We start from the raw sequence: 11,965 nt of genomic DNA, 5'->3' as shown, positions 1-11,965 counted from the left end.
GCCCGCCCCCCCCCCGCCGCGGGGGCCCCCGGGCGCCGGCGGCGCGCCCGGCGGCCCGCGCCCCGCGGGCGCGCGCGGGGGGGGGGGGGCCCCGGGGCCCCCCCCCCCCCCCCCACTCCGGCGGGCGCCGCGCCTAACCCGCCGCGCCTAACCCGCCGCGCCGGCCAGGGGCTTGACCCAGCGGCTCCACTGCGGTTCGGGGTGGTAGCCGGCGGCCTGCCAGGTGCGGTGGCCGAGGGCGTTGTCGTCCAGCACCATCGCGTCGGCCCGGCGGCCGCCGAGCGCGGCGAAGCGCTCCTCGGCGGCGGCCAGCAGGGCGGCGCCGATGCCCCGGCGGCGGTGGTCGGGGTCGACGGCGAGGCGGTAGAGGTGGCACCGCCAGCCGTCCCAGCCCGCGATGACGGTGCCCAGCGGGGTGCCGGGGTCGTCGGCCGCCGCGGCGACGATCAGGCACTCCGGGTCCCGGGCGAGCAGCGCGGCCACGCCCGCCTCGTCGTCGGTGATGCTGGTGCCCTTGGCGGCCCGGGCCCAGAGCGCGAGCAGGGCGGGGATCTCCTCGGGCCGGGCGGGGCGCAGCACGATCTGTTCGGTCATGCCGGCCTGTCTAGCAGGGGGTCCGGCCGGGCCGCCCGGAATTCCGGGTCGTGGACGGGACGCCGGGAGGATCGGGAGGACCCGTGGGAACGGCCGACGGTCAGCCGAGGCGCCACACCGTGGTGGTCTTGACCGAGGCGTCCTCCAGGTCCGCCACCACCGGCACCTGGTAGGCGGCCACCGCGGTGAACCGGTCCCGGGGCAGGTAGGCCCGGCCCGGGTCGCCGACGATGACGGTGGCGCCGCGGGCGGCGGCCCGTTCCAGGAAGGGCAGGAAGCGGGCGGCCATCTCCCGTTCGTAGAACACGTCACCGGCCAGCACCACCTCGGCCGGGGCGCCGTCCCCGTCCACCAGGTCGACCAGCGCGCCGTCCACCCGTACGCCGTTGGCCTCGCCGTTCAGGCCGATGGCGGCGACCGCGTAGGCGTCGATCTCGGCGGCCCGCACCTGCGTCGCGCCGCGCAGCGCGGCCGCCACCCCGACCAGCCCGGAGCCGGCCGCGATGTCCAGTACGGCCCGCCCGTCGACCAGTTCGGGGTGGTCCAGCACGTAGCGCGCGACCGCGACCCCGCCGGCCCAGGCGAAGGCCCAGAACGGCGGGGGCAGTCCGGCGCGGCCGCGCTCGCGCTCGGTGGTCTCCCACAGCGCGATGGCGTCCTGCGCCATGTGGAGGCGGATCTCGGGCACGAAGGGGACGGGCGTCAGCTCGGTCTCGCGCAGGATGAACGCCTGATCGGTGTCCGGTCGATGAACTCGCAGCTCACTCGGCATGCCCGCAGCATAGGGCCGATCGGACCGGGCTCACGCCCGCCCGGCGGCCCGCTGGGTGCGCCGGGCCAGCGAGTCGACCACGACGGCGGCCAGCAGCACCGCGCCGGTGATCATGAACTGGATGGCGTTGCTCAGGCCCTGGATGTTCATCCCGGACTGGATCGAGCCGATCACCAGCGCGCCCAGCAGCGCCGACCAGGTCTTGCCGCGCCCGCCGAACAGGCTGGTGCCGCCGATGACGGCCGCCGCGATGGCGTTCATCAGCAGGTTGCCGCCGCCGGAGGTCTGGCTGGCGGACTGGATCTGCGCGGCCAGGAACAGGCCGCCGACGGCGGCCATGGTGGAGCAGATGGCGAAGACGCTGATCCGGATCCACGAGACGTTGATGCCGGCCCGGCGGGCGCCCTCGATGTTGCCGCCGAGCGCGAACACCTGGCGGCCGTACGTGGTGCGGCGCAGCACGAAGTCCAGCACCACGATGAAAATCAAAAAGATCAGCAGGGCCAGCGGCAGCCCCTTGTACTGGTTGAGGGTGTAGGCGGCGAGGAAGGCGATCACCGCCAGCAGCACGGTCCGCAGCACGATGTCGGCGACCGGCCGGGACGGCACGCCCGAGGCCTGCCGTCGGCGGGCGTCGACCAGCGAGGCGAACAGGAACAGCAGCACGCCGACGGCCGCCGTGCCGTATGCGGCGATCTGCTGGCCGTAGATGGTGCTGTAGAGCCGGGAGACGATGTCCTTGCCGGAGAGGTTGACGGTGCCGCTGGCGCCGAGCACCTGGAGCATCAGGCCGTTCCAGCCGAGGTTGCCGGCCAGGGTGACGACGAAGGCCGGGACGCCGATCTTGGCGAAGAAGAAGCCGTGGACGGTGCCGACGATCGTCCCGCCGACGATCGCGGTGATCAGGGCGACCCACTGGTTGACGCCGTTGCTGACGTTCAGGACGGCGAAGATCGCCGCGCACAGGCCGCTGACCGAGCCGACCGAGAGGTCGATCTCGCCGAGCAGCAGCACGAAGACCACGCCGATCGCGATCATGCCGGTGCCGACGATCTGCTGGGACAGGTTGGAGAGGTTCTGCGCCGACAGGAAGCTGCTGTTGAGGCTGCCGAACACCGCCCAGATCACGATCAGGGCCAGCACGACGGGCAGCGAGCCCAGTTCGCCGCTGCTCATCCGGCGGCGGAACTCGCCCAGGTAGCCCTTGACGCCCTCCTGGCGGACGATCAGCCGGGGGTCGACCGCGGGGATGGCCTCGGGGGCGACCGGGACGGGCGCGTTGACGCCGCCGGTGGGCATGGAGTCCTCGGGCAGCCGGGGGCGGTGGCGTCCGGGTTCGTCGCCGGGGGTGTTCCCGGGGATGTGGTCGCTCACTGGGAATCCTCCTGGCCACGGGCCCTGCGCCGGGTCACGGCGTTGTCCGTGGCGCCGGTGATGGCCGAGATGATCTCTTCCTGGTTGGTGCTGCGCTTGTCGAAGACGCCGTTGTTGCGGCCGAGGCGCAGCACCGCGACGGTGTCCGCGACGGCCATCACGTCCGCCATGTTGTGGCTGATCAGGATGACGCCGTGGTCCTGCTCGCGCAGCCGCTCGACCAGGTCGAGGACCTGGGCGGTCTGCTCGACGCCGAGGGCGGCGGTCGGCTCGTCCAGCATCACGACCTTGGGCGAGCCGATCAGGGCGCGGGCGATGGCGACGACCTGGCGCTGGCCGCCGGAGAGCGAGGCGACCGGGATCCGCACGCTGGGGATGCGGATGGAGAGGGTGTCCAGCAGGGTCCGGGAGCGCTTCTCCATGGCGACCTCGTCGAGGATGCCGAAGCGCCGGATCTCGCGGCCGAGGAAGAGGTTCCCGACCACGTCGAGGTTGTCGCAGAGCGCGAGGTCCTGGTAGACCGTGGCGATGCCCAACTGCTGGGCGTCCTGCGGCCGGTGGATGCTCACCGGTCGGCCCTGCCACTCGATGGCGCCGTCGTCGGGCTGGTGCACCCCGGCGATCGACTTGACCAGGGTGGACTTCCCGGCGCCGTTGTCGCCGACCAGGGCCAGCACCTCGCCGGCGTGCACCTCGAGTTCGATGTCGGTGAGCGCCTGGACGGCGCCGAACCGTTTGGAGACCCCGCGCAGGGCCAGTACGGTCTCACCTGGCACAGTGACCAACTCCCTTGCCCCGCCTCCGTGGTGGAGGCGGGGCGGTTCGGATTCCGGGCCGCCTACTACTGGAGGCCGGCGCTCTTGCAGGCGTCGGCGTAGTCCGGGGTGCAGATCTGGGCGACGGTGTAGAGGCCGTCCTGGACCACGGTGGTCTTGATGTTGTCCTTGTTGACGACGATCGGGGTGATCAGGTTGGCGGGCACCTTGTTGCCGCTGCCGTTGGTCACCGTGGTCGGGACCAGGCTGGCGTCCAGCGCCTTGCCGGCGGCCAGGGCGACGGCCATCTGGCCGGCGATGTCGGTCTCCGGCTTGAACGGCTTGTAGATCGTCATGGTCTGGGACCCGGCCACGATCCGCTGGATGCCGTCGAGTTGGGCGTCCTGGCCGGTGAGCGGGACGCTCAGGCCGGCCGCCTTGAGCGCGGTCGCGACACCCGCGGCCATGCCGTCGTTGGCCGAGTAGGCGCCGACCACGTTCGGCCCGCCGATCGCGGTGATCGCGGCGGCGGCCTCCTGGTTGGCGGTGTTCGGGTCCCACTGGGGGGTGTCGTACTCCTTGCCGATCTTGAGCTTTCCGTCGATCGCGCTGTGCGCGCCGGCCTTGAAGTCCGCCGCGTTGGGGTCGGTCGGCGAGCCGTTGATCATGAAGATCTCGCCCGCGTTCGCCTTGCCGCCGACCGCCGCGACCAGGGCCTGGCCCTGGAGCTCACCGACCTTGTGGTTGTCGAAGGACACGTACGCGTCGGCCGGGCCCTGGGCCAGCCGGTCGTAGGCGAGCACCTTGACGCCCGCGTCGTGGGCCTTCTGGACGGAGGACTGGATCGACTTGGCGTCCACCGCGTCCAGGATCAGCACCTTGTCGCCCTTGGTCAGGGCGGTGTCCACCTGGGTCTGCTGGAGGGTCGCGTCCTGGTTGGCGTTGTAGTAGTCGATCTGGGCGTCCGGCGCCAGTTCCTTGATCTTCTTCTCGATCAGCGGGCGGTCGAACTGCTCGTAGCGGGTGGTCTTGCTCTCCGGCAGCAGCAGACCGATCCGCACCGCGCCGACCGCCCCGCCTCCGCTCGCGGCGGCGGAGCCCGACGAACCGCCGCCCGACGAGGACTGCTTGGCGCTGCCGCAGGACGCCGCGCCGAGGCCGAGGGAAACCACTGCGGTCACCGCGAGGACGCGGCGGAGCCTGTTGCTCATCGGGAAGCCTCTCCGATCGAAATCCGCCCCCCTGCCCTCCGAGTCTGGGAAGCCATCAGCTCCTCCACGACCCAGGTGCGCCAAACGGGGGCGTGTCCGGGGCCGTCGGACCGCGGCCCGTGGGCGCCCGGTGCGGTCGCTACGCCCCCGCCAGCGGCAGCGCGGCGGTGAGCCGGGCACCGGCCTCCGTCGGGGTGACGGTGAGGGTGCCCCCGTGGTGGCGGGCGATGTCCCGGGCGATCGGCAGGCCCAGGCCGCTGCCGCCGTGGTCGCGGGAGCGGGCGTCGTCGAGGCGGGTGAAGCGTTCGAAGACCCGTTCCCGGTCGGCGGGCGGGATGCCGGGGCCGTCGTCCTCGACGTCCAGCAGGGCGAGGCCGCACTCGGGGTCGGCGGCCAGCCGGACGTGCACGGTGGTGGCGGCGTGCCGCTCGGCGTTGTCCAGCAGGTTGGTGAGCAGCCGGCCGAGCCAGAGCGGGATGCCGTCGACGGCGATGGCGGGGGCGAGGTCGGTGGTCCGGCGGTGCGGGCCGGGCGGGCGGGCCAGCACGGTGGTGGCGACCAGTTCGGTGAGGTCGGTCCGCCGGCGCGGGCGGTCGTCGGTGCCGCCGGCGTCGAGACGGGCGAGCAGCAGCAGGTCGGTGGCGAGGGTCTGCAGCCGGTCGGTGTCCGCCAGGGCGCCGTGCACCAGCTCGGCGCGGACCGCCGGGTCCGGGTGGGTGTCCGCGACCTCCAGCTGGGTGCGCAGCACGGCGAGCGGGCTGCGCAGTTCGTGCGAGGCGTCGGCGATGAACTCGCGCTGGCGGCGGCCCGAGGCCTCCAGCCGGTCGAGCATCGCGTTCATGGTGGCGGCGAGCCGGGCGATCTCGTCGGCGGTGCCCGGCTCGGGGACGCGGCGGTGCAGGTCCTGGCCGGTGATGGCGTCGACCTCGGCGCGGATCGCCTCCACCGGCCGCAGCGCCTGCCCGGTGACCTTCCAGGTGACCACCACCCCGGTGAGCAGCAGCAGCGGGCAGGCGACGGCGAGGCCGGCCTGGGTGATGTCCATGGCCTCGTCGGTGGCGCGCAGCGAGGCGCCCGCGTACACGGTGACCGGGCCGGTCGGGGTGTCGGCGGTGACGGCGGCGAGCCGCTGGCGGTGGTGCTCGTACAGCGGGTCGACGTCGTCGGTGGTGTGCGAGCCGGTGCGCCCGGCGGCGGGGAGGGCGGGGCGGCCGGCCAGGTTGGGGCTGGCCGCGAGGACGCTGCCGCGGGCGTCGACGACCTGGAGGAAGTCGGTGCCGTGCGCGGCGTGCAGGACGGGTGTCAGCCGCCCCTGGGCGGCGAGTTGGGCGACCGAGTCGGCCTGCTGCCGGGTGGCGGAGGCGGCGGAGGCGACCAGGTCGGCGCGGACGGCGGCGAGCAGTCCGGCGCCGGCCAGCGCGAGGGCCGCGGCCAGCACCGTACCGGCGGCCGCGGTGGCCCGGGCGCGTACCGTCCGGGGGACGAACCGGCGGAGCTGGGCGGGTAGTCGGCGAAGTCGGCGCACCTCAGCCGCCGGCCGGGTCGAGCCGGTAGCCGGCGCCGCGCATGGTCTGCAGGGCGGCCCGGCCGAAGGGCGCGTCGATCTTGCGCCGCAGGGCGTGGACGTGCACCTCGACGATGCTCGGGTCGGCGTCGTGGTGGGCGTCCCAGACGTGGTCGAGGATCTCGCGCTTGGAGACCACCGTGCCGGCCCGGGCGGCGAGGTGCTCCAGGATGGCGAACTCCCGGGCGGTCAGGTGGGTGGGGGTGCCGGCCCGGGTGCAGGTCCGGGCGTTGGCGTCCAGCACGAGGTCGCCGAGGGTGTGCAGCCGGGGGCGCTGCTGGTCGATCCGGCGGTGCAGGGCGCGCAGCCGGGCGAGCAGGACGACGAAGGAGAACGGCTTGGCGAGATAGTCGTCGGCGCCGGTGTCCAGGGCCTCGGCCTCGTCCCACTCGCCGTCCTTGGCGGTGAGCATCAGGATCCCGGCCCGGCAGCCGGCCGCGCGCAGCCGGGCGCAGACCCGGTAGCCGTTGAGGCCGGGCAGCATGATGTCGAGGACGATCACGTCGTAGGGGTGGCGCTCGGCGAGGGCGAGGCCCTCGGGGCCGTTGTGGGCGGTGTCCACGGTGTGGCCGTCGGCCTCCAGGCCGCGCCGCAGCGCGGTGGCCATCCGCTGTTCGTCCTCCACGACGAGTATGTGCATCCGTTCAGGGTGCCAGGCGGTCGTGGGCGATCTTGCGGCGGCTTAAGCGTGGGTTCAGGAACGGTCCGCCATGATCGCCGGGCGCGGAGCGCAGCACCGCACTTCCCAGGCAAGGAGCACACCCGATGACCGAACCCCAGTCGTCCTTCACCCCGTCGTCCGGCGAGGAGCCGGAGGTCCCCGAACTGCCGCCGCTGGCTCCCCGGCGCGGTCGCGCGCAGCGGCTGCGCGCCTGGGTGGGCGGCAAGGAGCGCCGGCTCGCCGCCGGGGTGGTGACGGTGGCGCTGCTCGGCGCGGGCGGGCTGGCGGTCGCGGCGGTGGCCCACGAGGGGCACGGGGAGGGTGGCCGTGGGCACCACGAGGCGGCGGCCTCGGCCGAGGACGGCGCCGGGCGCGGGGACGGGTACGGTTCCGAGCGCGGGGACGGGCGCGGGGACGGGCGCGGGCAGGAGCAGGGGCGCGGCCGTGGGCACGGGCACGGGCAGCAGCGCGGCGGCGAAGGCCAGGAGCAGGGCCAGGGCCGCGCGCAGGGTCAGGGCCGCACTCAGGGCCAGGGCCGGGCGCAGGGCCAGGCGCCCGCTCCGCTGCCCTCGGTCGGCGCCTCCGCCGCCCTGGAGAAGGCCCAGGCCGCCGTGCCGGGCGGGCGCGCCGAGTCGCTGCGCCGGATCACCGAGCAGGGCGGCGGCGCCGCCTGGGCCGTGTCGGTGGTCGGCCAGGACGGCGTGCGCCACCTGGTGACGGTGGACGGCACCAGCGGTGAGCTGACCTCCAACACCACCGCCGGGAACGCCGGTGCCAACGACGGTGCCGAGGGCTGACATGTCCCAGCCCACGACGACCCGCCCCGCCGCCGGCCGGCCCGCGCCCGACCGCCCTGCCGCTGGCCGCCCCGCGCCCGGCCGCCCCGGGCGCTCCGGGCGCTCCGGTGCCAGCAAGGTGCCCGCCGTGGACGGCTGGTTCTGGCTGGTGAAGGTGCTGACCACCGGCATGGGCGAGACGCTCTCCGACTTCCTCGCCAAGACCTTCGACCCGGTCCTGGCAGTGGCCGCCGCCGGGCTGCTGCTCGCCGTCGCCCTGCTGGTGCAGCTGCGGACCCGGCGCTGCGTGCCCGGGCTGTACTGGGCGGTGGTCGTCCTGGTCAGCGTGTTCGGCACGATGGTCGCCGACGTGGCGCACGTCGCGCTCGGCGTCCCGTACGCGCTGTCGGCCGGCTCGCTGGCGGTGGCGCTGGCGGTGCTGTTCCTGCTCTGGCACCGGGTGGAGGGCTCGCTGGCGATCGACCGGGTGACCGGGCTGCGCCGGGAGCTGTTCTACTGGGCGGCCGTGCTGGTGACCTTCGCCCTGGGCACCGCGCTGGGCGACCTGACGGCGGCCACCCTGCACCTCGGCTACCTGGTGGCCGGGCTGGGCTTCGCGCTGCTGATCGCGGTCCCGGCGGTGGCGGCCCGGTCCGGCTGGGTCGGCCCGGTGGCCGGGTTCTGGTGGGCGTACGTGCTGACCCGTCCGCTGGGCGCCTCCTTCGCGGACTGGCTGGGCGTGGGCGCCGACCGCGGCGGCATCGGCCTGGGCACCGGCCCGGTCAGCCTCGCCCTCGCGGTGCTGATGGCGGTGTCGCTGGCGCTCGCCGCGCGGGCGCACCGTCGGGCGGCGGCTGGACTCTCCGCCCACTGAGCGTCTACATTGCTGTAGACGTCGGAGGCGCACGGCATCACCCCCCGGACAGCCGTGCGCCTCCGGCCTCCTCCGCAGGCCGCTACCCCCGCTGCCCGCGCTACCCCCGCTCGTCGACCACCCGCTTGATCTTCCCGACCGAGCGCTCCAGCGTGTACGGGTCCACCACCTCGACCGCGACCGTCACGCCCACACCGTCCTTGACCGCCCGGACGATCTCCGCCCGCGCCGCCTCCCGCAGCCCGGCCCCCGCCTCCGGGCGGGCCTCCACCCGGACGGTCAGCCGGTCCAGCCGCCCCTCCCTGGTCAGCCGCAGCTGGAAGTGCGGCGCGACCCCCGGGGTGCGCAGCAGGATCTCCTCGATCTGGGTCGGGAAGAGGTTCACCCCGCGCAGGATGATCATGTCGTCGCTGCGCCCGGTGACCCGCTCCATCCGCCGGAAGGCCGGCCGCGCGGTGCCCGGCAGCAGCCGGCTGAGGTCGCGGGTGCGGTAGCGGACGATCGGCAGCGCCTCCTTGGTGAGCGAGGTGAAGACCAGCTCGCCGCCCTCCCCCTGCGGGAGCACCTCGTCACCGAGCGGGTCCACCACCTCCGGGTAGAAGTGGTCCTCCCAGATGTGCAGGCCGTCCTTGGTCTCCACGCACTCCTGGGCGATCCCGGGGCCGATCACCTCGGAGATGCCGTAGATGTCGACGGCGTGCAGGTCGAGCCGCTCCTCGATCTCCCGCCGCATCTCCTCCGTCCAGGGCTCGGCCCCGAAGATGCCCACCCGCAGCGAGCTGGCGCGCGGGTCCAGGCCCTGCCGGTCGAACTCGTCCAGCAGGGTGAGCAGGTAGGAGGGGGTGACCATGATGATCTCGGGGCGGAAGTCCTGGATCAGCTGGACCTGCCGGACGGTCATCCCGCCGGAGGCCGGGATGACGGTGCAGCCGGCCCGCTCGGCGCCGTAGTGCGCGCCCAGGCCGCCGGTGAACAGCCCGTAGCCGTACGCGATGTGCACCTTGTGCCCGGGCCGGCCGCCGGCCGCGCGGATCGAGCGGGCCACCACGTCGGCCCAGACGGAGAGGTCGTGCTCGGTGTAGCCGACGACGGTCGGGCGCCCGGTGGTGCCACTGGAGGCGTGGAGCCGGCGGACCTGCTCCATCGGGACGGCGAACATCCCGAAGGGGTAGCCCTCGCGCAGGTCGGCCTTGGTGGTGAAGGGGAAGCGGGCGAGGTCGTCCAGGGTGCGGCAGTCCTCGGGGCGCACCCCGGCGGCGTCGAACTTGCGGCGGTAGAGCTCGACGTGGTCGTAGGCGTGCCGCAGGGTGGCCCGGAGCCGGTCGAGCTGGTGGGCGCGCAGTTCGTCGACGCCCATCCGCTCGCCGGCGTCCAGGAGCCCGGGCGGAATCGGCTCCCCCAGGCGTCGGTCAGGGTCGGACGCACGGCCGGTCATCGTCGCTCCTTCGCAGGTCGGACGGGACTGGGAGCCCAACCGATCGTTCGGTCAGGGCAAGCCCAGGCCAAGTAATCCAGCACCCGAACCACCTGTCAAGGGATCGCACGGCGTTCCCGGAATGTGCGATTCCGGTGCGTTCGTACCGGTCCACCCCCGCCGCTTGATTGCCTGATATGAAAATCATTACGGAACTATTACCCGTCGGCCCCTCCCATCGGCCCGCGCCCATGGTTCAGTGGTGCGGCTTCTCCCCCGCACCCCGGAGTGATCACCTTGGCCTCGACCCCTGCGCTGGTCAGCGCGCTGCGCGAGCTCGGCGACCGGCCCGCCGTCGTCGCCGACGGACGCGCGATCAGCGGCATCGGCCTGCTGCTCGGCGTCTCCCCGCCCGGCGGCCTGCCCCGGGCCCTCGCCGAACGCGTCGCCGCGCACGCCGCCCTGCCGCCCTCCACCGCCCGCGCTGCCGAGGAACGCCTCCGGCACTGGGCCGGCGTCCTCGGCCCGGCGCCCATCCGGCACACCGTGCTGCACCCGGTCACCGACCTCGCCGTCGAACTCGCCCTCGCCACCCTGCTGGCCGGCGGCACCGTGCACTGCCCCGACCCCGGCCTGCACCCCGAGGAGCAGCTCACCGCCCTCGCCGCCAGCGGCACCACCCACCTCAGCCTGCCCTCCGCCCTGCTCTGGCAGCTCAGCCGGCACCCCGGCCTCGCCGACCACGACCTCGGCGCGCTCCGGCTCGTCCTCCACGTCGGCCCCGAACCCCGACAGGACGACGTCTACGCCGCCGTCGACGCCCTCGGGGCCGTCCTCGCCCACGTCCGCGCCCCGCACAGCCAGGCCGAAGCCGCCGACCGCCGCCTGCACGCCGACGCCCGGTCCGCCACCGCCGCCGCCTGGAAGCACAGCATCGGCATCACCGCCGAACAGGTCAGCGCCTTCGGCGCCCACCTCGACCGGGCCGTGCTCACCACCCTGCTGCACACCCTCCAGCAGGCCGGGATCCTCGTCGAAGCCGGTCCGGGCCCGGCGCCTGTCTCGGGCCCGGACCCCGACCCGGCGCCCGCCTCGGACACAAGGCCGGACCGGGGCTCCGTCCCGGCCCGCTCCGAGGCCGAGCTCCTCGCCAGCGCCCTCGTCACCCCCGCCCAGCGCCCCCGGGTCAGCCGCTGGCTCGACGCCCTCGCCCGGCACGGCCTGATCGCCTGCCAGGACGGCGGCGCCCAGGGCCCGCTCTACCGCGGCGCCCCGGAACTCGCCCCCGCCGCGGTCCGGGAGGCCTGGCGGCCAGCCGTCGACACCTGGGCCGACGGCCTCGGCAGCGCCACCGTCCTCGACCGGGTCAGACGCGCCGCCCTGCGCCTGCCCAAGCTCCTCACCGGCGACGAGGCCCCCCGCCCCGCCGCCACCCCCGTCCGCTGGGCCGCCGCCCGCAGCTACCTCGGCACCGCCCTCGGCACCCTCGTCCGCGCCACCGCCGAAGCCCACCACGGGCCGCAGCCGCTGCGCGTCCTCGAACTCGACCGCGACGGCACCGAGACCGCCGTCGCCCGCGCCCTCGCCGCCCGCCCCCGGCAGAACGCCCACCACCACCTCGCCCCCGACGGCGGGTGCTACGACGTCGTCGTCGCCACCGCCGCCGGACGGCCCGAGGAGGAGGTCCCGACCCTCGTCGAGCTGCTCGCCCCCGGCGGCCGGCTGCTGCTGCTCGCCCCCGTCGCCGAACAGCTCGACCTGCTGATCACCGGAGACCCGCGCGGCCTCACCGCCCACCCCGCCGAGCACTGGCAGTCCGCCCTCACCGCCGCCGGCTGCCCCACCGTCCTCACCCTCCCGGAGGCCGGGCACCCGATGGGGCTGCTCGGGCAGGGGCTGTTCGTCGCCCGGGTCGACTGACGCGACGGCCGTTACGATCGGGCGCATGGCCGCTTCCGCTTCGGTTTCCG

The 11,965-nt window shown here is 74.7% G+C and carries 11 protein-coding genes; 3 read left to right on the top strand and 8 right to left on the bottom strand.

Translation table 11 applies throughout. The annotated features are described in order from the left end of the window. Positions 1 to 147: 147 nt before the first annotated feature. From AB0F71_RS21295 to AB0F71_RS21265, 7 genes are all read right to left on the bottom strand, one after another. Positions 148 to 594: a GNAT family N-acetyltransferase gene (locus tag AB0F71_RS21295; RefSeq protein WP_360236652.1), complete on the bottom strand. Its 447-nt coding sequence runs from the start codon at positions 592 to 594 to the stop codon at positions 148 to 150. 100 nt (positions 595 to 694) lie between these two features. Continuing rightward, positions 695 to 1,366, bottom strand: a complete 672-nt coding sequence (locus tag AB0F71_RS21290; protein WP_360236649.1) for a 50S ribosomal protein L11 methyltransferase — start codon at positions 1,364 to 1,366, stop codon at positions 695 to 697. Between the two features lie 30 nt (positions 1,367 to 1,396). Next, a complete protein-coding gene (locus AB0F71_RS21285; RefSeq protein WP_360236671.1) occupies positions 1,397 to 2,665 on the bottom strand; it encodes a sugar ABC transporter permease in 1,269 nt (422 codons plus the stop codon). A gap of 71 nt (positions 2,666 to 2,736) precedes the next feature. After that, positions 2,737 to 3,516, bottom strand: a complete 780-nt coding sequence (locus tag AB0F71_RS21280; protein ID WP_360236646.1) for an ATP-binding cassette domain-containing protein — start codon at positions 3,514 to 3,516, stop codon at positions 2,737 to 2,739. 65 nt (positions 3,517 to 3,581) lie between these two features. Beyond that, on the bottom strand, positions 3,582 to 4,706 hold the full coding sequence (locus AB0F71_RS21275; protein ID WP_360236643.1) for a substrate-binding domain-containing protein: 1,125 nt from the start codon (positions 4,704 to 4,706) through the stop codon (positions 3,582 to 3,584). Between the two features lie 139 nt (positions 4,707 to 4,845). Beyond that, entirely contained in the window at positions 4,846 to 6,231 is a 1,386-nt protein-coding gene (locus AB0F71_RS21270; RefSeq protein WP_360236640.1) for a HAMP domain-containing sensor histidine kinase, read from the bottom strand. A 1-nt stretch (position 6,232) separates the two neighbouring features. Beyond that, a complete protein-coding gene (locus AB0F71_RS21265; protein WP_360236637.1) occupies positions 6,233 to 6,910 on the bottom strand; it encodes a response regulator transcription factor in 678 nt (225 codons plus the stop codon). Between the two features lie 125 nt (positions 6,911 to 7,035). Between AB0F71_RS21265 and AB0F71_RS21260 the strand changes: the two genes are divergently transcribed. Further along, a complete protein-coding gene (locus AB0F71_RS21260) occupies positions 7,036 to 7,728 on the top strand; it encodes a hypothetical protein (RefSeq protein ID WP_360236634.1) in 693 nt (230 codons plus the stop codon). 1 nt (position 7,729) lies between these two features. Beyond that, positions 7,730 to 8,581, top strand: coding sequence for a hypothetical protein (locus AB0F71_RS21255; protein ID WP_360236631.1), 852 nt, complete (start codon positions 7,730 to 7,732; stop codon positions 8,579 to 8,581). A gap of 100 nt (positions 8,582 to 8,681) precedes the next feature. Here AB0F71_RS21255 and paaK read toward each other — a convergent pair whose 3' ends face one another. After that, positions 8,682 to 10,016 carry a phenylacetate--CoA ligase PaaK gene (paaK, locus tag AB0F71_RS21250; RefSeq protein ID WP_360236627.1) on the bottom strand — a complete coding sequence of 445 codons (1,335 nt, stop codon included), beginning with the start codon at positions 10,014 to 10,016 and terminating at the stop codon, positions 8,682 to 8,684. 276 nt (positions 10,017 to 10,292) lie between these two features. On the opposite strand from paaK, the gene AB0F71_RS21245 reads away from it, so the two are divergent. Beyond that, complete coding sequence (locus tag AB0F71_RS21245) at positions 10,293 to 11,915, top strand: hypothetical protein (protein ID WP_360236624.1); 1,623 nt, start codon at positions 10,293 to 10,295, stop codon at positions 11,913 to 11,915. Positions 11,916 to 11,965: the final 50 nt, after the last annotated feature.

The sequence above is a fragment of the Kitasatospora sp. NPDC028055 genome, from assembly GCF_040637885.1.
Classification (GTDB): domain Bacteria; phylum Actinomycetota; class Actinomycetes; order Streptomycetales; family Streptomycetaceae; genus Kitasatospora.
Note: the sequence above shows the minus strand (reverse complement) of the source record. Positions and strands in the feature narration are given on the sequence as shown.

What these genes read in the sequence shown, in the direction of transcription:
- AB0F71_RS21255 (WP_360236631.1), top strand. Translation starts at nt 7,730, where the DNA reads ATGTCCCAGCCCACGACGACCCGCCCCGCCGCCGGCCGGCCCGCGCCC.
- AB0F71_RS21295 (WP_360236652.1), bottom strand. Translation starts at nt 594, where the DNA reads ATGACCGAACAGATCGTGCTGCGCCCCGCCCGGCCCGAGGAGATCCCC.
- AB0F71_RS21265 (WP_360236637.1), bottom strand. Translation starts at nt 6,910, where the DNA reads ATGCACATACTCGTCGTGGAGGACGAACAGCGGATGGCCACCGCGCTG.
- AB0F71_RS21260 (WP_360236634.1), top strand. Translation starts at nt 7,036, where the DNA reads ATGACCGAACCCCAGTCGTCCTTCACCCCGTCGTCCGGCGAGGAGCCG.
- AB0F71_RS21290 (WP_360236649.1), bottom strand. Translation starts at nt 1,366, where the DNA reads ATGCCGAGTGAGCTGCGAGTTCATCGACCGGACACCGATCAGGCGTTC.
- paaK (WP_360236627.1), bottom strand. Translation starts at nt 10,016, where the DNA reads ATGACCGGCCGTGCGTCCGACCCTGACCGACGCCTGGGGGAGCCGATT.
- AB0F71_RS21285 (WP_360236671.1), bottom strand. Translation starts at nt 2,665, where the DNA reads ATGCCCACCGGCGGCGTCAACGCGCCCGTCCCGGTCGCCCCCGAGGCC.
- AB0F71_RS21275 (WP_360236643.1), bottom strand. Translation starts at nt 4,706, where the DNA reads ATGAGCAACAGGCTCCGCCGCGTCCTCGCGGTGACCGCAGTGGTTTCC.